This is a genomic window from Methylobacterium pseudosasicola, from assembly GCF_900114535.1.
GTDB classification, from domain to species: Bacteria; Pseudomonadota; Alphaproteobacteria; order Rhizobiales; family Beijerinckiaceae; genus Methylobacterium; species Methylobacterium pseudosasicola.
This window is the reverse complement of sequence record NZ_FOTK01000020.1, coordinates 81500-100941: the sequence shown is the minus strand read 5'-3', so window position 1 is coordinate 100941 and position 19442 is coordinate 81500. Positions and strand designations below refer to the sequence as shown.

Genomic DNA, 19442 nt, shown 5'->3' with positions numbered 1-19442 from the left:
AGGGGGTCAGACCTCTTCCGGAGACGCGATCCCATGTCCCTGATCCTCGGTGCCCTCCTCACCTGTGCCGCCGGCCTCGCCGGCACCCTCCTCTGCCCCGACGACTCGGCCCGACGCTCGCGGCTGCCGCTGCTGGCGGTCTTCCTGGCCGGCGGCCTCGCCTGGCACGCCCCGGCCCGGGCGGCCGAGCCTCTGCACGGCCCGGCCCGGGTGCTCGACGGCGGGACCGTGATGGTCGGCCCGCATCGGGTCAGCCTCTACGGCATCGCGGCGCCCGATGCCGACCAGACCTGCTCGGACGCCCAGGACCGGCCCTATCCCTGCGGCCGGGACGCCGCCCGGGCCCTGGCCGACCATATCGGCACCGAAGCCATCACCTGCGAGCCGCGCGGGACTGAGTCCGAGGGCTCGGTGGCGGCGCTCTGCCGGGTCGGCGACGAGGATCTCGGGGCCTGGATGGTGGCGCGGGGCCTCGCGGTGCCCGATCGCGCAGTGGCGACCTACGCGGCCGCCTCCGACCGGGCCTGGGGACGCCGGCTCGGCCTGTGGTCCGGGGTGTTCCAGGACCCGACGGAGCGGCGCGGTCGGCGCGCCGACGCGGCCGGGCTCCGGATCGCGGGATGAGCCGCGGTGCAGGGTCGAGGGGACCGTTGGCGTCCGCCGGGACGCTGACGGGCTTGGTCTCGCACAGATCGACGGCTTCTCTTAGAAACATATAAAGATAACAAGATTGATTTTTTTATACAATCTTATATATTATAAAATTGGTTCAATTTTACTGTATACCGGTAAAGGGATTGTCCCTCATGAGCGGCACTGAAAAGCCGGGGACCCAGACCTTGCTGACGCTCGCCGACATTCTCGGCATCCCGGTCGACCGCTTCTTCACCGGCGACAGTGGGTCACCCGGTACCGCCGGCATGCAGGAATGCCTGCGGCTCTGGTCGTGTATCAAAACCGATGCCGGCCGGGAACGCGCCCTCACCGCCCTGCGCGGCATCGTCGAGGACGAGCAGCGCTGAGACGGGCGGATGAAGCCAGCCGACTTTCAGCACGTCGGCTGTGGCGCGGGGCCCCTCTTCCACGCGCAACAGATGCACCGGATGCTGGACAAGGCAGGAAGGCCCTCCTGTGCGGGTGAGTGGATTCACAGAACGCGGTCCGGATGGTTCTCCGCTGCAACGGACGTCACATCGCAGCGGACACGCGCCCGTCCTCACCCGCAAAGGCTAGCCGATTCAGACTTCTCTCTCGGACTCCAAGGGCTTGAGAAACAAGCGCGTTTCCCCTCCCCCTTGTGGGGAGGGGCCAGGGGTGGGGGTGGTGCCAGATAGGGCGCAGCGGTGCCTCCTGAGCCACCCCCACCTCCAACTCCTCCCCACAAGGGGGAGGAGAGCGTGTCGGCGCAGATGTGTGAACATCGCAGCTCGCACGGAGAGCGTACGCGTCGCGGCTTGCAACACCGCCTGCGCCGCAAACCTGTGTAGTCCCTAGCCAAAAGCCGATGCGTGACCCTCGGACCCCGCGCGGCGAACGCCCGATCCCCTACCGCGCCCCGCGGTGCAGATCCCCGTCGATCAGCAGGGCGCTGCGGCCGTCGAGGCGGGAGCGGTAGACCTGCAGGTTCTCCATCACCCGCTGCACGTAGTTGCGGGTCTCGGTGAACGGGATGCGCTCGACCCAGTCGATCACGTCGACCTCGCCCTTGCGCGGGTCACCGTAGGCGTCGATCCACTTCTTCACGTTGCCGCCGCCGGCATTGTAGGAGGCGAAGGCGAGGACGTAGGAGCCGCGCCAATCCTCCATCAGCTCGCCGAGATGGGCCTGGCCGAGCTTGGCGCAGTAGGCCGGGTCGCTGGTCAGGCGGTCGAGGTCGAAGGCGGCCGAGACCCTGCGGGCGGTGCGCTGGGCGGTGGCCGGCATCATCTGCATCAGGCCGCGGGCGCCGACGCCGGACTGGGCCCGGGGGTCGAACTGGCTCTCCTGGCGGGCGATGGCATAGACCATGGCCCGCTCCACCTGCGGGACCGCCGAAAACGTCTCGTAGGTCGGGATGCCGATGGTCGGGTAGGCGTGGGCGTCGAGCGGCAGGCCGCGCTGCACCGCGAGCTTGCCGATCGCCACCAGGGCGCGGGCATCCTTCATGTCGGTGGCGAGGTCGCCCAGCGCCTGGATCTCGCGCGGGTCGCCGAGCTCCCGGGCGGCGTCGATGTAGAGCGGCAGCGCCAGGTCCTTGAGCCCGGCCTCGCCGAGCAGGCGCAGCGCCCGGATGTAGAGCCTGTCCTCGAAGGCCTGCCGCTCGACGCCTTCGAGATCGGCCGGCGCGCGCAGCGGCAGGCTGGTCTGGCCGAGCTTGGCCCGGGCGACCTGGCCGTAATAGGCAATCGGCTGCAGGGCGGCCCGCTCGTAGAAGGTTTTGGCGACATCGTGCTGGCCGAGCGACTCCGCCGCCCTCCCCTGCCAGTAGGCGGCGCGGGCGAGCGAGACCGGGCTCTCGGCGATGGTCGCCATCCGGGCGAAATGCTGCGCGGCGCTCGCCGGGTCGCCGGCGAACCGCAGGGCGATCCAGCCGGCGTGGAACTCGGCCTCCAGGCGCTTCTCCGGGGTGCGGGCCGCGTGGCCGCTCGCCACCGTGAAGGCGGTCCTGGCATCGCCGAGGTCGAGGAGTTTGCGCGCCACGATCCGGCGCTCGACCCACCACTCGTCGCCGTCGACCAGCACGTCCGGGTTGCTGGGGGCCGCGGCGAGCACCGCGGCGGCCTCCTCGGGCTTGTCGGCCCGGCGGAAATACTGCGCCCGGGAGAAGATGTAGGAGGCGTCGCCCCGGAGCGACGGGGGCACAGCCGCCAGGGCGGCCGGACCGCCGGCCTTGTCCTCCACGGCCCGGCGGGCGCGCACGAGGCTGGCATAGCCGCCGCCCGCGTAGCCCGCCGCCCGGCCGGCGCTCTCCCAATCGTCCTTCAGGAGCGCCCGCTCCATCCGGTAGCGGTGGTCGATCCGGGTGAGCACCCCCGGGAACGCGTCCTGGACCTTGGCCTCCAGGCTCTTGCCGAAGCTCTCGGTGCGCCACAGGTCGCGGACGATCTCGGCGGCGTCGCCGTCATAGCCGTCGGCCCGGAGCGCCAGCGCCAGGGCGAACTTGCCCGGCGCGCTCACCGGCTTGGCGGTGGCGAAATAGGCCCGGACCACGGAAGGGGGCTTGCGTTCGGACAGCAGGGCCTCCTCGGCCCGGCGGCGCAGCAGCGGGCCGGCCGGCCAGGTCGGGTTGGCCCGGGCGAAGGCGACGGTGCGGGCGAAGCCGATGCCGGCTCCGGCGCGGATCGCCACCCATTCGAGCAGCGCCCTCGCGGCGGGATCGGTGAAGCCGTCGCGCATCCGGTCGCCGTCGGCGACCCGGCCCTTGCGGTAGAGGTCGATGGCGCCGCGCAGCAGCGTCGGGTCGGTGTCGCCCGAGATCTTTGGCTTGCCCGGATCCGGGACTTCCGGCACCGGCGCGGCCGGGGTCACCGCCGCGTCGGGCAGCGGGAAGGCCACGGGGGCGTCGGGATCGGCCGAGGCATAGGCGGTGGCGGCAGCCGGGATCTTGCCGGCGGCCTCCTCGCCCCGGTCGGAGCCCTTCTCGTTCCCCTTGGCGGCCTGGGCCGGATCGAGCTTCAGGGCGTCGGCGGCTACCGGATCGGCGACAAGCGCGGCCTCGGTGCTGCGGGTCTGGGCGGGCGACAGGGCGGCGTCGCTCGACGGCGGCGTCGGCTGCGAGGCCGGCGCGTCGGTCCCGATCTGCCCGGCCAACGCGACCCCAAGGGTCGTGACAAGCGTCGTGACCAGAGCCGCCGCCACAAGGGGCGTGCGCCTTGAGGCGAGCGCGCGGATCACGTTCCCTCGGACCGTCTGCGCTCGGATCACGTTTCCCCCCTTGTCACGACCGGAGTGGAAAGACTTGAGGATCGGTGCAGGGGCATTAAGAACCCGTAAACCGTGACCACGATCTGTTTGCGCGGCGTGGCGCGACCGCCTATGTCTGCCCGTCCGCGGCCGAACGGCGCGCGGGACGCGCGGCGCCGAGAACGCCGCAGCCAATCAGTCCGCCAAGACGCCAGCTGACACTCTTCGGGACGCCTGAGATGACCGAGATGACCGGGAGCCGCCTGCGGGGCTCGCTCACCGCGCTTGTGACGCCGTTCCGCGACGGCGCCTTCGACGAGGCCGCGTTCCGGAAATTCGTGCGCTGGCAGATCGAGCAGGGCAGCCACGGCCTGGTGCCCACCGGCACCACCGGCGAGAGCCCGACCCTGACCCATGCCGAGCACGACCGGGTGGTCGAGGCCTGCATCGACGAGGCCGGCGGGCGCGTGCCCGTGGTGGCGGGCGCGGGCTCCAACTCCACCGCCGAGGCGGTGGCCCGGGCGCGCCACGCCGAGCGCGCCGGCGCCGACGCGGTGCTCGTGGTCACGCCCTACTACAACAAGCCGACGCAAGAAGGCCTCTACGCCCACTTCAAGGCCGTCAACGACGCGGTCGGCATCCCGATCATCATCTACAACATCCCGCCCCGCTCCGTCGTCGACATGAGCGTCGAGACGATGGCCCGGCTCTTCGAATTGAAGAACATCGCCGGCGTGAAGGACGCGACCGCCAAGATCGACCGCGTCAGTCAGCAGCGTCAGGCCATGGGGGCGAACTTCCTCCAGCTTTCAGGCGAAGATGCGACGGCGCTCGGCTACAATGCCCAGGGCGGCCACGGCTGCATCTCGGTGGTGGCCAACGTCGCGCCGCGCCTCTGCGCCGACCTGCAGGAGGCCTCGCTGGCCGGCGACTACGCCAAGGCGCTCACCATCCAGGATCGGCTGTTCCCGCTCCAGAGCGGCCTGTTCGCCGAGGCCAACCCGTCGCCGGCGAAATATGCGCTGGCCAAGCTCGGCCACATGACCGAAGAGCTGCGCCTGCCGCTGGTGCCGGTCTCGAACGCGACCCGGGCGATCGTCGACGCGGCCCTGCGCCACGCCGGTCTGCTCGAAGGCTGAGGAGAATCCCAAAAACATGGCCCCGAAACCGGAGCCCAGTCGGCGCGTCGTCGCCGACAACCGTGCCGCGCGCTTCCACTACACGATCGAGGACACGCTGGAGGCCGGCATCGCCCTGACCGGCACCGAGGTGAAGTCCCTGCGCGGCGGCAAAGCGACGATCGGCGAGGCCTATGCCGGCCCCTCCGGCGGCGATTTGATGCTGTTCAACTGCTACATCCCGGAATACCTGGAGGCGAACCGCTTCAACCACGAGCCCAAGCGCCCGCGCCGCCTGCTGCTGCACCGCCGCCAGATCAACAAGCTGATCGGCGCCACTCAGCGCCAGGGCTACACGGTGGTGCCGCTGAAAATCTACTTCAACGACAAGGGCCGGGCGAAGATCGAGCTCGGCCTCGGCAAGGGCAAGCAGGCCCACGACAAGCGCGAGGCTTCCAAGGAGCGCGACTGGCAGCGCGACCGGGCGCGGCTGCTGCGGGACCGGGGGTAGACCGGTTCACGGCCCTTCCGTCATTGCGAGCGCAGCGAAGCAACCCAGTGCGGCGTGCGATCTCCGAATGTCGCGCTGCCCTGGGTCACGTCGCTCCGCTCGTGATGACGGTGAGGGTGAAGCTTAAGAACGGGCGATTCACCTTCGGCCCGCGGCGATCTAGGCTCCCTCAATCCGAGGAGCCGCCCATGCACCCCAACCCCGACACCCTGCCCGCCGACCTCCCCGCCCCCGTGGATGACGGCGCCGCCGATCATCTACGCGGCATGAAGCTGCCCGACGTGGCGCTCACCGCCACGGACGGCACGACGGTGTCGCTGGCGAAGCTCTCCGGCCGCACCGTGGCCTATGCCTATCCGCGCACCGGCGAGCCGGGGAAGCCGGTCCTGACGCCGGACTGGGACGCGATTCCCGGCGCCCGGGGCTGCACCCCGCAGGCCTGCGATTTCCGGGATCACCATGCTGCCCTGTGCAAGCGCGGCGTCGCGCAGGTCTACGGCCTCTCGACCCAGACCAGCGCCTACCAGCGGGAGGCGGCCGAGCGGCTGCACCTCACGTTCCCGCTGCTGGCCGATCCGCACCGGGCCTTCGCGATGGCCGCGCGCCTGCCGGTCTTCGAGGCGGGCGGCCAGGTGCTGCTGCGCCGCCTCACCCTGGTGATCGACGACGGCGTGGTCAGCCAGGTGTTCTACCCGGTCTTCCCAGCCGATCGCGGCGCGCAGCAGGTGATCGACTGGCTCGACGGCGGAAGCGCCTGACGCTTAGCCCCGGTCTCAGCCCTCTTCGGATTCCGGCTGGCGGATGCCGTAGCGGTTCTCGAGGGCCGGGCTCGGCCGAGCCTCGCCGCGGTAGCGGCTGGCGGTCTCGCCGGGAGCCCGGACCGGGCGCTCGCTCGGCTCGCGACCGATCCGGTTCGAGAGGCTCGCGAGATCCACGAACTCGTCGGCCTGCCGGCGCAGCTCGTCCGAGATCATCGCCGGCTGGGTCTGGATGGTGGAGATCACCGTCACCTTGACGCCGCGCCGCTGCATCGCCTCGACCAGCGAGCGGAAATCGCCGTCGCCCGAGAACAGCACCATGTGGTCGATATGCGGGCTCAGCTCGAGGGCGTCGATCGCCAGCTCGATATCCATGTTGCCCTTGTACTTGCGCCGGCCCATCGAGTCCGTGAACTCCTTCACGGGCTTGGTCACGACGCGGTAGCCGTTGTAGTCGAGCCAGTCGATCAGCGGCCGGATCGAGGAATATTCCTGATCCTCAATCATTGCGGTGTAGTAGAACGCCCGCAGCAGGTTGTCGCGGGCCTGAAATTCCTTGAGCAATTTCTTGTAATCAATATCGAAGCCGAGGGCCTTGGTGGTGGCGTAGAGATTCGCGCCGTCGATGAAGAGCGCGCTGCGTTGGGATGCTGCCATGGATGGGTCGAATCCTGAAGAATACGGGTTGCCGGAAATCGTGTGCTGAAACGGCTGGGATAAATCCGGGCGGAAAGCTCGGGGCCGCCTCGTCGCGATCGAATGCCGAGAGGGATGAAAGCCGGGACAGAAAAGCGCGGTCCCCTTCCGGACGACGGTCGCCCGGGCTTTCTCGACCATTCGGGCGAAACATACCCCTGTCAAGTCAACCGGAAGGAATGTGGCTCTCGATAACGCCGTTTCCCCGGGGGGTCGATAGAAAAATCGTATCGCGGCGTATCTCGCCACGCGACTGGGACGATAGACCTGGGTTAATCCGATAAACCTGAGGTCCATCGCCCGTACGGGCGGACAAACATCTCAGCCGTTCACGCGTTCGACGCTGTTGACCGGGCGCTTGCCGCGCAGCTCGGCGATGATTGCCGTCAGATGCTGGAGGTCCCAGACCGACAGGTCGATGGTGATGTCGGTGAAATCCTGGGTGCGGCGCTTCATCGAGATGTTGTCGATGTTGCCGTCGTGGTCGGCGATCACCTGGGCGATCTGGGCGAACACGCCGGGCTCGTTGATCGACTTCAGCGCCAGCCGGGCCGGGAAGCGCTCGGTGCCCGAAGCCTCCGTGTCCCAGCGGACATCGAGCCAGCGCTCGGGCTCGTTGTCGAAGGCCGCGAGCGCCGCCGACTGGATCGGATAGACGGTGACGCCGACCCCCGGGGTCAGAATGCCGACGATTCGGTCGCCCGGGACCGCGCCGCCATTGGGCGCGAAGGTCACCGGCAGGTCGCCGGCGAGGCCCCGGATCGGGATCGCGTCGCTGCGGTCCTCGGGTTTGCCGCCCTCGGTGGCCGGGAAGGTCAGCCGCATGGTCTGGTCGGCCGAGCGCACGAGGCGGCCGGCGCCGTTCAGCGCGCCCTGCGGCGTGGATGGCCTGCGCTCGTCGCGGTGGTCGGGATAGACCGCCCGCACCACGTCGCCGGAGAACATCTCGCCGCGCCCCACCGCCGCAAACACGTCTTCGGTGGTGGCCCGGGCCAGCCGCGGCAGGGCACCGCGCAGCTTGTCCTCGGAAAACGTCTTGGCGGCGCGCTCGAAGGCGCGGTCCAGGATCTGGCGGCCGAGACCGGCATATTGCCGGCGCACCGCCGCCCGGGTCGCCCGGCGGATCGCCGCCCGGGCCTTGCCGGTCACCACCAGGGATTCCCAGGCGGCCGGCGGCGAGGCGCCGTCCGAGCGGCTGATCTCGACCTCGTCGCCGTTGGCGAGCTCGTGCAGCAGCGGCGCCATCCGGCCGTTGATCTTGGCGCCCACCGCCGAATTGCCGACATCGGTGTGCACCGCGTAGGCGAAGTCGATCGGCGTCGCGCCCCGCGGCAGGGCGATCAGCCGGCCCTTCGGGGTGAAGCAGAACACCTGGTCCTGGAACAGCTCGAGCTTGGTGTGCTCCAGGAACTCTTCCGGGCTGTCGCCTTCGGCCAGGAGCTCGATGGTCCGGCGCAGCCACTGGTAGGCGCCGCTCTCAGCGGCGAGCTTCGGGTGGACGCTGCCCGGCTCCTTGGGGACGTCCTTGCCGAGTTCCTTGTAATGGGCGTGCGCGGCGATGCCGTATTCGGCGATGTCGTCCATGGCGCGGCTGCGGATCTGCAGCTCGACGCGCTGGCTCTTCGGCCCGATCACCGTGGTGTGGATCGAGCGGTAATCGTTCTGCTTCGGGGTCGAGATGTAGTCCTTGTACCGGCCCGGCACCATCGGCCAGCTGGTATGGACGATCCCGAGCGCCGCGTAGCAATCCTGGACCGTGTCCACGATCACCCGGAAGCCGAAGATGTCGGAGAGCTGCTCGAAGGCGACCGACTTGCGCTCCATCTTCGACCAGATCGAGAACGGCCGCTTCTGCCGGCCGCTGACCTCGGCGGTGATGCCCTGGGCGGAGAGCTTTTCGGTGAGCACCTGCGCGATGGTCTCGACCACCCGCTCGGACTTCGCGGTGAGGCGGGCGAGCCGCTGCGTGATGGTGGCGTAGACCTCCGGTTCGATATTGCGGAAGGCCAGGTCCTCCAGCTCCTCGCGCAGCTCCTGCATGCCCATCCGGCCGGCGAGCGGCGCGTAGATGTCCAGGGTCTCCTGGGCGATGCGGTGGCGCTTGTCCTCCCGCATGTGGTGGAGGGTACGCATGTTGTGCAGGCGGTCGGCGAGCTTGACCAGCAGCACGCGCACGTCCGCGGCGACCGCCAGCAGCAGCTTGCGGAAATTCTCGCCCTGGGCGGCCTGCTTGGAGACGAGGTCGAGCCGCTTGAGCTTGGTCAGGCCGTCGACCAGCGCGCCGATCTCCGGCCCGAACAGGCGGCGGATCTCCTCCAGCGTCGCCTCGGTATCCTCGACGGTGTCGTGCAGGACCGCGGCCACGATGGTGGCGTCGTCGAGATGCAGGTCGGTGAGGATCGCGGCGACTTCGAGCGGATGGGCGAAGAACGGATCGCCCGAGGCCCGCTTCTGCGTGCCGTGCGCCTGCATGGCGTAGACGTAGGCGCGGTTGAGCAACGCCTCGTCGGCGGCCGGATTGTAGCGCTTGACTCGCTCGACGAGCTCGTACTGGCGCATCATCCGCCGGGCCGTCGTCGGTTCCTGGATGGCACGCGGGGTCGGAGTCACGCCCGACTCTCCCGCAACCGGCGTGACGGCGCCAGCCCCCGGCGGCGGAAAAGCGCCGGTTGCGACCGTATCGCCGTCCGAACGCAAGAACCCGGCGTCTCCGCCGGGTCCGGTCGCGTTCAGGTCGTGATCATCCAGGCCCACGTGGAGCAGCTCACTGTCCGGAGGTTACTCGCCCTCGTCGTCGGTCTCGACCGGCGGGGCGAGGTTCTCGAGGCCGCGCAGCAGGTCCTCCTCGCTCATGCGGTCGAACTGGACCGCCGCATCGTCGCTGGAGGATTGCGGGGCCACGGCGGCGGCGGCCGGCGAACTCGACAGCAGCGGCACGGTCTCGGCCTCCGGCTCGTCGACCTCGACGTATTTCTGCATCGAGTGAATCAGCTGTTCCTTGAGATCGTCGGCCGTGATCGTCTCGTCGCCGATCTCGCGCAGAGCCACGACCGGGTTCTTGTCGCGGTCGCGGTCGATGGTGAGCGGGGCGCCGGCGGCCAGCAGGCGCGCCCGGTGGCTCGCCAGCAGCACCAGCTCGAACCGGTTCTCGACCTTCTCGATGCAGTCTTCGACGGTGACGCGCGCCATGCGGGGCGGCTCCTCAGCTTAAGCGACGGGTGATGTCGGGTGTGGCGCCACTCTACACGGAATGCCGTTGTGCAACAAGCACAGCGGGTTGCGCCGGGCGCGCGTCTGACGGGCGGTGGCCGGGGTCAGGCCCCCGCGGATTGTGCGACGCATTGTTGACACAGGCTGCCTCGGGTGCGAGTGCGCGCCGCTCATTCCAGGTTTTTTGGCCGACAGGGGCGGCGTTCGCGCGTCGCACGGCGACAGCGACGAGAGCGACAGGACCGGCCATGCGCGCACTCATCTTTCCCGGCCAGGGCAGCCAGGCGGTCGGCATGGCCAAGGGTCTCGCGGAGGACTTCCCGCAGGCCAAGGCCGTGCTCGACGAGGTCGACGACGCCCTGTCCCAGCCGCTGTCGCGGCTGATGGCCGAGGGGCCGGTTGAGGAGCTGACCCTCACGGCCAACGCTCAGCCGGCCCTGATGGCGGCGAGCCTCGCGGTCCTGCGGGTGCTGGAGGCCGAGCGCGGCCTCGACCTGACCCGGGACGTGGCCTGCGTCGCCGGGCATTCGCTTGGCGAATACGCGGCGCTCGCGGCCGCCGGCAGCCTCACCATCGCGGATGCGGCGCGGCTGCTGCGCCTGCGCGGCGAGGCCATGCAGGCGGCGGTGGCCCCGGGCGTCGGCGCCATGGCGGCCCTGATCGGCACCGATGTCGAGGCCGCCCGGGCGATCGCCGAGGCGGCGGGCCTGGAGACGAACGGCGCGGTCTGCGACGTCGCCAACGACAATGGCGGCGGCCAGGTGGTGCTCTCCGGCGACCGGGCGGCGGTGGAGCGCGCCGTCGGCATCGCCACGGACCGTGGGGTCAAGCGCGCCGTGATGCTCAACGTCTCCGCCCCGTTCCATTGCCGGCTCATGGGCCCCGCCGCCGACGCGATGGAAGCGGCCCTGGCCGAGGTCGACCTGAAGGCGCCCCGGGTGACGCTCTACGCCAACGTCACGGCGGCCCCGGTGGTGGATCCGGAGGCGATCCGGGCGGCCCTGGTCGAGCAGGTCACCGGCACCGTGCGCTGGCGCGAGAGCGTCGCCGCCATGGCGGGTGCAGGGGTCGACCGGTTCTACGAGCTCGGCGCCGGGAAGGTGCTCACCGGCCTGGTCAAGCGCATCGCGCCCCAGGCGAGTGCCACGGCGATCGGCACCCCCGCGGACGTGGCGGCCTTCGCGCTCTGATATAAAGGGATTCCCGCATGTTCGACCTCACCGGCCGCAAAGCCCTCGTGACCGGCGCCACCGGCGGCCTCGGCCAGGCGATCGCCCGGGCGCTGCACGCCCAGGGCGCCACCGTGGCGCTCTCGGGCACGAAGCCCGCGGCGCTGGAGGCCCTGGCGGCGGAACTCGGCGAGCGGGCGAGCCCGGTGGCGGCCGACCTCTCCGACAAGGACTCCGTGGAGGGCCTGGTCCCTGCCGCCGAGGCGGCGATCGGCCCGCTGGACATCCTGGTCAACAATGCCGGCATCACCCGGGACAACCTGTTCATGCGGATGAAGGACGACGAGTGGGAGCAGGTGCTCGCCGTCAACCTCACCGCCGCCTTCCGGCTCTCGCGGGCGGCCGTGAAGGGCATGATGCGGCGCCGCTCCGGCCGGATCGTCAATATCGGCTCGGTGGTGGGCGCGACCGGCAATCCCGGCCAGGGCAACTACGCCGCCGCCAAGGCCGGCCTGGTGGGCATGACCAAGGCGCTGGCCGCCGAGGTCGCCTCCCGGGGAATCACGGTCAACTGCATCGCCCCGGGCTTCATCAGTTCGCCCATGACCGACGCGCTCAACGAGAAGCAGCGCGAGGGCATCCTGGCCCGGGTGCCGGCCGGGCGCCTCGGCGAGGGGTCCGAGGTCGCCGCCGCCTGCATCTACCTGTCGTCGGCGGAGGCCGCCTACGTCACCGGCCACACCCTGCACGTGAACGGCGGCATGGCGATGTTCTAGTTTTGGCGCGACCGCAGGACGCATTCGGAACGGCGAAAACAACGCTTCCGCATCCGACTCAGGCCCCGAATCAACCCTTCCGACACGCGCGTGCCACACCCATGAAGGGAATCTGAACGGCTCTCGCCAGGGCGGGAACCCTGTGCTACCACGCCCCGCAGCCGTACAGGGGGTTGACGGTTCAGCGGGTTTTCAGTCCAAGGCCCCCCGGCGGGGCCGTCCCAGTTCACCTCGAAACACGCGCGATCGGACACCGGCCCGTCAACAAGCCCGCAAGGGCGCGGCGCGGCCACGGCACCACCCCGAGAAGACTGACAGACCAAAAGGACGAGGACGGAAGACCGATGAGCGATATCGCTGAGCGCGTGAAGAAGATCGTCGTCGAGCACCTGGGCGTCGAGCCCGAGAAGGTGGTCGAGAGCGCCAACTTCATCGACGACCTCGGTGCCGACAGCCTCGACACGGTCGAGCTGGTCATGGCCTTCGAGGAAGAATTCAACGTCGAGATCCCGGACGACGCCGCTGAGACCATCCAGACGGTCGGCGACGCGGTGAAGTTCCTGGAGAAGAACTCGGCCGCCTGACGCGCCGGATTCGGTATCACGCGGCGCGGGTGAGGCGAAGCAGCCCCCGCGCCGTTCTGCGTTTCGCGGTCGGGGGGCACGGATCCGGCGCGAAGCGGTTATGTCGAGACGCGCTCCGGGGACGAGCCGGCGGGGCGCGGATCGGACAGCGGTTCTAAGACGGGACAGGTAGCATGCGGCGGGTGGTGGTCACGGGTCTGGGGATGGTCACGCCGCTCGGGAGCGGGGTGCAGCACACCTGGAGCCGGCTGATCGCGGGCGACAGCGGCGCCGGCCCGATCCGCGGCTTCGAATCCGCCGACCTGCCCTGCCGGGTCGCCGCGCAGGTCCCGTTCGGCGACGGCACCGACGGCACCTTCAACCCCGACGCGGTGATGGAGCCCAAGGAGCAGCGCAAGGTCGATCCGTTCATCGTCTACGCGATGGCGGCGGCCGACGAGGCCCTGAAGGACGCGAACTGGCGCCCCAAGAGCCACGAGGACCAGTGCGCCACCGGCGTGCTGATCGGCTCCGGCATCGGCGGCATCGGCGGCATCTACGACGCCTCGGTCACCCTCCACGAGAAGGGTCCGCGCCGGATCTCGCCGTTCTTCATCCCGGGCCGGATCATCAATCTCGCCTCCGGCCAGGTCTCGATCGCCTACGGCCTCAAGGGCCCGAACAACGCCGTGGTCACGGCCTGCTCCACCGGCGCCCACGCCATCGGCGACGCGAGCCGCCTCGTGGCGCTGGGCGACGCCGACGTGATGGTGGCGGGCGGGGCCGAATCGCCGGTCAACCGCCTGTCGATCGCCGGCTTCTCCGCCTGCCGGGCGCTGACCACTGGCTTCAACGACACCCCGGAAAAGGCCTCCCGCCCCTACGACCGCGACCGCGACGGCTTCCTCATGGGCGAGGGTGCCGGCATCGTCGTGCTCGAGGAGTACGAGCACGCCAAGGCCCGCGGCGCAAAAATCTACGCCGAGGTGGTCGGCTACGGCCTCTCGGGCGATGCCTACCACATTACCTCCCCGTCCCCGGACGGCGACGGCGCCTTCCGCTGCATGAGCGCCGCGGTGAAGCGCGCCGGCATCTCGCCCGCCGAGATCGGCTACATCAACGCCCACGGCACCTCGACGCCCATGGGCGACGAGCTGGAGCTGAAGGCCGTGGAGCGTCTTCTGGGCGACGCCGCCGCCAACGCGACCATGTCCTCCACCAAGAGCTCGGTCGGCCACCTGCTCGGCGCCGCCGGCTCGGTTGAGGCGATCTTTTCGATCCTCGTCCTGCGCGACGGCGTGATCCCGCCGACGCTCAACCTCGACAACCCCTCCGTCCAGACCAAGATCGACCTCGTGCCCTTCGAGGCGAAGCGCAAGCAGGTGGACGTGGTGCTGTCGAATTCGTTTGGGTTTGGCGGGACGAATGCCAGCTTGGTGATGCGGCGCGTCACCTGACAAGCGAAGACTTCTTCAGTCTTCCGCAAGCAACGGTCAGATGTATTGATCGTGGAAGACTGTGCGACTGCCCACATTCAGCTCTGCATCTCAGAATGAGGGCGCGGGTGGGAAACATCGATGCAAAGAGGCTTTCAGGAGCCCGATAGCCTTAAGCTTAGTCTTCGGAGACGGGAGCGGTTGCGCAATCCCGGCGCGCGCCTATCATGCCGCTATGACGCTGGAATTCGCCTACCAGTTTCGGCAGGACGCATCGCGGTCGGATCTGCGGGATCTCGACCGGGTCGCGTTGGTGACGGCTGCGACCAGCGATGATGGCGATGTGCTGGCGCCCGGTACGGAAGGGACGATCGTCAGCGTCTATCGCGGCGGTGAGGCCTACGTGGTCGAGTTTCCGACACCGGTCGGCGCGCTGGCGACGGTTCGGCCCGAGGACATCAGGCTCGTCGAGCGCGCACCGGTGTGACCGACGCCGTCGAAGCGATAGTCTGGACCGTCGCGTGGCCCAAGATCGTCAGCTACCTGCTCAACCCGGCGCACACCGATGGCGCATCGAAAGCCAAGTATTTGCTGGCTTTCGGGTATGCGGCTGAGGAGCCTGAACGTCTCGCCGGTGATCTGGTGAAACACGCGGTTGATCATTGGCCGGGGCGCACGGTGGTGCGCCCGATCGGCCTACCGCGCCGAGTATTCGAGGGGCCTGTGACGGCACCGGACGGCCGCGTCATCTCTCTCCGCAGCGTCTGGGAGATCACCCACGATACTGAGATGCGCTTCCTCACCGCTTATCCCTGGAAGCCTTGACCGGTCAGATGCGTTCGGAAGGACATATTGGACAAAAGCCCTTGGCCTTTAGCGCGTGATGCGATTCCCCGTTGCAGGTCTTGCCGCCGCCCTCGCAGTCGTTGCGAGCGCAGCGAAGCCACCTAGGGACGCACTATGTTCGGGGATCGCGCGCTGCACTGGGTCGCTTCGCTCCTCTCGCGATGACGGTGCGAGACGAGAGATCGAACCATCCAACTATAACCGGCATGATTACAGCTTGTGAGGCACTTGCAAAGATCAGCCACTGATTGAAATCATGATCGTTGGGGAAGAGACCGGGCGGCGATTAATCCACTGCTTATCTAGTGGCCGGCTCACCACCCCCGCCGTTCCTCCGCCCCCGGCAGCCGCCCCTGAGGCGTAAGCGCGTGCACCACCTCCGGCAGGGCCTGGGCCAGTTGTGAGAGCAGCGCCTCGCGGTCCATCCCGGTCTGGCTCTGGAGGGTGTCGAGCGTGTCGGGCCCCAGAGCCTGGGCGAGCTGGGCCGGGGCTACCGGGCGGTTGCTGCCGGGGCCGATCCAGGATTCGATCACGTCGCCGAGGCCCCCCTGGCGGAACCGGTCGACCAGGCCGTCGAGGCCGCCCAGGTCGCCCTGATGCTCGGGGGCGGCGCGGCTCGCGGCCGGGCTGGATTCCCCCGGGCCGTCGAGCATGCCGGACAGGTCCGAAAAATCGCCGGGCGGCAGGGATGGGTCGGAGGGGCCGGTCTCGCGGCGCTGGCCGGACTGGTCCCAGCCGCCGAGATCCCCCGGCTCCGGGCCGTCGCGCCCGCCGGCATCGGCGGGGTGCTGGCCGGGATCGCGTCCGTAGGGGCCGGCGCCGCCGGACCGGTCGGCCTCGGGCCCCGGCTCACCCCGGCCGCCGCGCCCGAAAATGTCGCCAAAACCGCCGCTGGCGCCCTTGGCGAGCAGCAGCATCAGCAGGGCCTTCACCAGGGGCGACATCCCCCCGGATCCCTGCTTCTGGCCGCCGAACACCTGACCGAGCACGCCGCCGATCGCCGATTCGAGCAAACCCATAAGCGTCCCTCCGGGGCGGGCTCCGCCCGGGCTGACAACGGCGGGTGTGGGGTGGGGGTTGCAGGGTGGGCTTTTGAAGGCTGCAGGGTAGAGCGGATCGTGCCCGCGCATCCCCTCCCCCCTCTGCGGGGGAGGGTGGGCCGGCCGTCAGGCCGGGTCGGGAGAGGGGAACCCGGGCTCCGAACAAGGCGGACCCGATGTGCGGGTCAGTGCTTTTCCCTGCACCGTCGCTCCCCTCTCCCGACCCCCTTCGGGGGCCACCCTCCCCCGCAGAGGGGGGAGGGAACGAGCCCGTCCTCGGCGGGGCGGAGCTTTCCGTAAGCCCCTCCCCGTCGCGCCTCAGCGGGCCAGCGAGGCCTGGGCGGTGCTGGCTGTGGTCGGCTCTGCCAGGGGGACCGTCGCCGCGGAGAGGGCCAGGGCGGCCAGGAACAGGCCGGTGGCGGCGGCGCCGGCCCGGGGGCGCGGCAGGCGGAGGGCGTAGCGGCGGGCGGAGCGCGTCAGGTTCGGCATCGGATCGCCTCTTCTGGTTGTAGGCCGCTGGGGCCATTCTCGCAGAAGCAACGTCGCCGGGGGGCGGGCCGGTTCCATCCCGCCGCGGATCGCGACCCTACGGACGGGCGACCCAGCGGCGCGCCAGGGCGCCCAGGGCGCAGCCGGCGAGGTAGGGCGGCAGGATCAGGCCGGCGCCCTCCAGCCACAGGCCGGGCAGGCCCGGCACGATCTCCACGAGCGCCAGCGCCGCCAGGAGCGCGGCGAGCCCGCACAGAGCGAGCGGCACCAGCGGCCGGGCCGGCCAGCCGGCCAGGGCCCCGACCACCAGGCCGAGTGCCCCCGCCCAGGCGAGCCCGGGCCAGAATCCGTCAAGCAGCAGCATCACGGCCGTCCGGCCTCCCCGGCGGCAGCTGGATATCGCCCTCCCACCAGCGCCCTCATCCTGAGGTGCGGGCGTTGAAAGCCGTTGCGCTTTTTCCCCTCCCCCCTGTGGAGAGGGGCCCGGGGTGGGGGTGGTGCAGGATCAAGCGAAACGGTGCCGTCTGAACCACCCCCACCTCCAACTCCTCCCCACAAGGGGGAGGAGAGCGCGTCGCGCTTCGGGGACGACGATGGGTGACCATCGGGGCGGTGCGCTGGACGGATCGGGGTCTGTGTCGGTCTCATACGGGTTCCGTTTGCGTGGTCCGGCCTGTCACCCCACGCCGTCATCGCGCGCGCAGCGAAGCGACCCAGGGATCCGCCACGTTCCGCGATCGCGCGCTGCCCTGGGTTGCTTCGCTGCGCTCGCAATGACGGGAGGGCGGCGATCATAGGCGCAAACCGGCGCGGGCGCGCGGCCCGAGCCTCACGGCAGCAGCGCGAAGGCGACGGGGCCGGCCGGCGCGTCCGGCCCGGCGCTGATCTGGTCCGGCCGTACCCCGGCCTGGAGCAGATACTCGATGACCGCCTGCCCGCGCAGGCGCGGCAGGTCGAGGGGCGGCTCGTCGACGGCGTCTTTGGATTTTTTGTCGGCTTTTTGGGTGGGGGGCGTCTTGGAGCCGGCGGGCTTCGCGGGCGCGGGATTCGAGGCTCCGGGCTTTGCAGGCTCGGCCTTGGGGGGCTCGGCCTTCTTCGGGGCCGGCTTGGTCTCGGGCTCCGGATGCACCTTGGCAGCGGGCTTCGGGGCCGAGCCGGTGGCGGCGGGGGAATCGGGCCGGGCCGTGCTCGCCATCTGGGTCGGGGCCGCCTCGGCGGCCGGGGCGCCCTCCCCCGGGGCCGGCTTGGGCTTCCCCGGGTCGGCGGGGGCCGAGATCGCGATGCGCAGGGATGGGCAGGCCTTGGCCAGGGCCGCCAGGGCGTCGAGGACGGGGTAGAAGGCCGGCGTCAGGGTCGCGCCGCCCGCCGGGAAGCGCAGAGCGGCTCCGGCCAGCGTCGCGGCGGCCTCGGCCCGGCAGGCGGCGGGGTCGCGGGTCTCGGCGGGCTGGCGGGCCGCGATGGTGGCCTGGCCGGTCCAGCCGGGGGGCAGCGCCTCGGCCAGCCGCTCCGGCGTCCGGGCGGCGGCCTCGCGGTAGAGGCTCTCGCCGGTGAGCGTCAGCGCCCGGTCCGAGACCGCCACCTCCCCGACCGCGAGGTTCGCCACCAGGGGGGCGGCCGCGGCGAGGGCCGTGCCGAGATCCGGCGGGGCGCCGTCGGCCAGACGGGTGCGGTCCACCACCGGCTCGCGGAACAGGCGCGGCCGCAGGGCGGCGAGCACCCGCTCCCGGGTCGCGTCGTCGGGCAGGTGGCCGGTCAGCGTGACCGCCTCCGGGGTCCGGCGGATCGCCACCCGGTAGGGCGAGAGCGGCCGGGCCGTCAGCGCCACCGAACCGGGCTTCACCCCGGCGGGCCGGCCCTCGCGCATCAGCGCGGCGGCGTCCGGGATGGCCTGGGCGTCGATGGCGTCGCCAGTGACCGATACGGCATCATCGGAAAAGCTGACGGTGCCGGCCTGGATCAATTCGGCGAGCTTGAACGCGAAGGCGATCAGGGTTTTTGGGTCGATCGCCGGGTCGAGCCCCCGTGCGGTGAGCAGCCGGTCCTGCACGGTGCTGCCGGGCACGGCCTCCGCGGCGGCGCGGAGAGCCGCCTCCCGGTCCGCCGCGGAGGGCGCGAAGCCGTCGAGCAAAACCCCCCGGGCCGACTTCTCCACCGTGAACCGGTACTGCGCCACCGCGGGCGGCAGGATCTCGATCCGCCCGATGCTGAACCCGGTCGGCGGGTCCGACAGGGCGGCTCGCAAAGCCTCGTAGGCCGGCACGTCCAGGGCCTCGCCGGAGAGGCTGAGCACGGTGTCGCTTAACGCCGCCCGGCCGCCCTTGGCGAGCCCGGACAGGCGCGCCGCCAGGAAGGCCGCGGCGCTGGCGAAGTCCGGGGGCGCCCCTCTGGCCGCCCGGGCGGTGTCGTCGAGATGGGTGCCGGGCGCCAGCGCCCCGGTGACCCGCGCCTCCAGGGCCCGCCGGCCGATCTCCACCGGGCGGCTGCCCTCCAGCGCCACCCGGGCCGCGCCGGTGCGGATCGCGGCCCAGAGGAACGGCGAGGCCGTCTCCACCAGCCCGACCTCCGAGACGATCCGCCGGGGCCCCTCCAGGGCGGCGAGCTTCGCCAGCACGGTCTCGCGCTCGCCGACATCCGGCGCCTCGCCCGCCGCCGCCAGGTCGCGCCCCCGCGCCTCCAGCCGCAGCCAGGGCTCGCCGATGGCGGTGGCGGTGGCGGTGCCGGCGGCGACGCTTGCGCCGGCGGCCTCGATCCGGTCGGCGATCTGCGGGGCGGCGTAGAGCGTCGCGCTCGCCCAGATCAGCGCGAGCGCGGGCAGGCCGGCGAGCCAGCCGGCGCGGCGCAAGCCTTGAGCGAACACTTCTGGCAACGGCGCAATCGTGAGTTCAGCGGGATCCGGGACGCGAGACCATACCGCCAATTCGGCAGGATGAAGACCAATTCTTCGCAGG

General features: G+C 70.6%; 19 protein-coding genes. 11 read left to right on the top strand and 8 right to left on the bottom strand.

Translation table 11 applies throughout. The annotated features are described in order from the left end of the window. The first annotated feature begins 33 nt into the window (after positions 1–33). Together BM228_RS19180 and BM228_RS19175 are read left to right on the top strand one after the other, a co-directional pair. Complete coding sequence (locus tag BM228_RS19180) at positions 34–624, top strand: thermonuclease family protein (RefSeq protein WP_092043120.1); 591 nt, start codon at positions 34–36, stop codon at positions 622–624. A gap of 182 nt (positions 625–806) precedes the next feature. After that, entirely contained in the window at positions 807–1022 is a 216-nt protein-coding gene (locus BM228_RS19175; RefSeq protein ID WP_092043119.1) for a hypothetical protein, read from the top strand. Between the two features lie 523 nt (positions 1023–1545). On the opposite strand, the gene BM228_RS19170 is transcribed toward BM228_RS19175, so the two are convergent. Next, the gene (locus BM228_RS19170; RefSeq protein ID WP_092043117.1) at positions 1546–3873 is read right to left on the bottom strand and encodes a transglycosylase SLT domain-containing protein; all 2328 of its coding nucleotides are present in this window, start codon (positions 3871–3873) and stop codon (positions 1546–1548) included. Positions 3874–4121: 248 nt separating this feature from the next. On the opposite strand from BM228_RS19170, the gene dapA reads away from it, so the two are divergent. The 3 genes from dapA (at position 4122) to BM228_RS19155 (ending at position 6269) form a co-directional block, all read left to right on the top strand. Continuing rightward, a complete protein-coding gene (gene dapA, locus BM228_RS19165; RefSeq protein WP_092043116.1) occupies positions 4122–5021 on the top strand; it encodes a 4-hydroxy-tetrahydrodipicolinate synthase in 900 nt (299 codons plus the stop codon). A gap of 16 nt (positions 5022–5037) precedes the next feature. Next, the gene (gene smpB, locus BM228_RS19160) at positions 5038–5511 is read left to right on the top strand and encodes an SsrA-binding protein SmpB (RefSeq protein ID WP_092043114.1); all 474 of its coding nucleotides are present in this window, start codon (positions 5038–5040) and stop codon (positions 5509–5511) included. A gap of 188 nt (positions 5512–5699) precedes the next feature. After that, a complete protein-coding gene (locus BM228_RS19155) occupies positions 5700–6269 on the top strand; it encodes a peroxiredoxin (protein WP_092043113.1) in 570 nt (189 codons plus the stop codon). Positions 6270–6284: 15 nt separating this feature from the next. Here BM228_RS19155 and BM228_RS19150 read toward each other — a convergent pair whose 3' ends face one another. The 3 genes from BM228_RS19150 to rpoZ form a co-directional block, all read right to left on the bottom strand. Next, positions 6285–6926, bottom strand: coding sequence for a LabA-like NYN domain-containing protein (locus BM228_RS19150; protein WP_092043111.1), 642 nt, complete (start codon positions 6924–6926; stop codon positions 6285–6287). Positions 6927–7286: 360 nt separating this feature from the next. After that, positions 7287–9527: a RelA/SpoT family protein gene (locus tag BM228_RS19145; RefSeq protein WP_092043161.1), complete on the bottom strand. Its 2241-nt coding sequence runs from the start codon at positions 9525–9527 to the stop codon at positions 7287–7289. 216 nt (positions 9528–9743) lie between these two features. Further along, positions 9744–10154, bottom strand: a complete 411-nt coding sequence (rpoZ, locus tag BM228_RS19140; protein WP_010685409.1) for a DNA-directed RNA polymerase subunit omega — start codon at positions 10152–10154, stop codon at positions 9744–9746. A 269-nt stretch (positions 10155–10423) separates the two neighbouring features. Between rpoZ and fabD the strand changes: the two genes are divergently transcribed. The 6 genes from fabD (at position 10424) to BM228_RS19110 (ending at position 14944) form a co-directional block, all read left to right on the top strand. Then, positions 10424–11365, top strand: a complete 942-nt coding sequence (gene fabD / locus BM228_RS19135) for an ACP S-malonyltransferase (protein WP_092043110.1) — start codon at positions 10424–10426, stop codon at positions 11363–11365. A gap of 17 nt (positions 11366–11382) precedes the next feature. Continuing rightward, positions 11383–12120: a 3-oxoacyl-[acyl-carrier-protein] reductase gene (fabG, locus tag BM228_RS19130; RefSeq protein WP_092043108.1), complete on the top strand. Its 738-nt coding sequence runs from the start codon at positions 11383–11385 to the stop codon at positions 12118–12120. 344 nt (positions 12121–12464) lie between these two features. Further along, positions 12465–12704 (top strand): acyl carrier protein, encoded by a 240-nt coding sequence (locus tag BM228_RS19125; RefSeq protein WP_007559070.1) that lies wholly within the window; start codon positions 12465–12467, stop codon positions 12702–12704. A gap of 173 nt (positions 12705–12877) precedes the next feature. Then, a complete protein-coding gene (gene fabF, locus BM228_RS19120) occupies positions 12878–14140 on the top strand; it encodes a beta-ketoacyl-ACP synthase II (protein ID WP_092043107.1) in 1263 nt (420 codons plus the stop codon). A 214-nt stretch (positions 14141–14354) separates the two neighbouring features. Next, positions 14355–14606 (top strand): DUF4926 domain-containing protein, encoded by a 252-nt coding sequence (locus BM228_RS19115; protein ID WP_092043105.1) that lies wholly within the window; start codon positions 14355–14357, stop codon positions 14604–14606. Next, the gene (locus tag BM228_RS19110) at positions 14603–14944 is read left to right on the top strand and encodes a DUF6883 domain-containing protein (protein WP_092043104.1); all 342 of its coding nucleotides are present in this window, start codon (positions 14603–14605) and stop codon (positions 14942–14944) included. The genes BM228_RS19115 and BM228_RS19110 overlap by 4 nt, the downstream gene beginning before the upstream one ends. A 335-nt stretch (positions 14945–15279) precedes the next feature. Here BM228_RS19110 and BM228_RS19105 read toward each other — a convergent pair whose 3' ends face one another. The 4 genes from BM228_RS19105 to BM228_RS19095 form a co-directional block, all read right to left on the bottom strand. Further along, on the bottom strand, positions 15280–15984 hold the full coding sequence (locus BM228_RS19105; protein ID WP_092043102.1) for a YidB family protein: 705 nt from the start codon (positions 15982–15984) through the stop codon (positions 15280–15282). A gap of 339 nt (positions 15985–16323) precedes the next feature. Further along, positions 16324–16494: a hypothetical protein gene (locus BM228_RS34730; RefSeq protein ID WP_167367771.1), complete on the bottom strand. Its 171-nt coding sequence runs from the start codon at positions 16492–16494 to the stop codon at positions 16324–16326. A gap of 97 nt (positions 16495–16591) precedes the next feature. Then, entirely contained in the window at positions 16592–16858 is a 267-nt protein-coding gene (locus tag BM228_RS19100; RefSeq protein WP_208612061.1) for a hypothetical protein, read from the bottom strand. A gap of 465 nt (positions 16859–17323) precedes the next feature. Continuing rightward, the gene (locus BM228_RS19095) at positions 17324–19351 is read right to left on the bottom strand and encodes a BON domain-containing protein (protein ID WP_244537215.1); all 2028 of its coding nucleotides are present in this window, start codon (positions 19349–19351) and stop codon (positions 17324–17326) included. Positions 19352–19442: the final 91 nt, after the last annotated feature.

Coding starts and splice junctions, on each gene's coding strand:
- rpoZ (WP_010685409.1), bottom strand. CDS start 10,154: ATGGCGCGCGTCACCGTCGAAGACTGCATCGAGAAGGTCGAGAACCGG.
- BM228_RS19105 (WP_092043102.1), bottom strand. CDS start 15,984: ATGGGTTTGCTCGAATCGGCGATCGGCGGCGTGCTCGGTCAGGTGTTC.
- BM228_RS19100 (WP_208612061.1), bottom strand. CDS start 16,858: ATGCTGCTGCTTGACGGATTCTGGCCCGGGCTCGCCTGGGCGGGGGCA.
- BM228_RS19150 (WP_092043111.1), bottom strand. CDS start 6,926: ATGGCAGCATCCCAACGCAGCGCGCTCTTCATCGACGGCGCGAATCTC.
- BM228_RS19180 (WP_092043120.1), top strand. CDS start 34: ATGTCCCTGATCCTCGGTGCCCTCCTCACCTGTGCCGCCGGCCTCGCC.
- BM228_RS19115 (WP_092043105.1), top strand. CDS start 14,355: ATGACGCTGGAATTCGCCTACCAGTTTCGGCAGGACGCATCGCGGTCG.
- BM228_RS19155 (WP_092043113.1), top strand. CDS start 5,700: ATGCACCCCAACCCCGACACCCTGCCCGCCGACCTCCCCGCCCCCGTG.
- BM228_RS34730 (WP_167367771.1), bottom strand. CDS start 16,494: ATGCCGAACCTGACGCGCTCCGCCCGCCGCTACGCCCTCCGCCTGCCG.
- fabD (WP_092043110.1), top strand. CDS start 10,424: ATGCGCGCACTCATCTTTCCCGGCCAGGGCAGCCAGGCGGTCGGCATG.
- BM228_RS19175 (WP_092043119.1), top strand. CDS start 807: ATGAGCGGCACTGAAAAGCCGGGGACCCAGACCTTGCTGACGCTCGCC.
- dapA (WP_092043116.1), top strand. CDS start 4,122: ATGACCGAGATGACCGGGAGCCGCCTGCGGGGCTCGCTCACCGCGCTT.
- fabG (WP_092043108.1), top strand. CDS start 11,383: ATGTTCGACCTCACCGGCCGCAAAGCCCTCGTGACCGGCGCCACCGGC.
- BM228_RS19145 (WP_092043161.1), bottom strand. CDS start 9,527: ATGATGCGCCAGTACGAGCTCGTCGAGCGAGTCAAGCGCTACAATCCG.
- BM228_RS19125 (WP_007559070.1), top strand. CDS start 12,465: ATGAGCGATATCGCTGAGCGCGTGAAGAAGATCGTCGTCGAGCACCTG.
- fabF (WP_092043107.1), top strand. CDS start 12,878: ATGCGGCGGGTGGTGGTCACGGGTCTGGGGATGGTCACGCCGCTCGGG.
- smpB (WP_092043114.1), top strand. CDS start 5,038: ATGGCCCCGAAACCGGAGCCCAGTCGGCGCGTCGTCGCCGACAACCGT.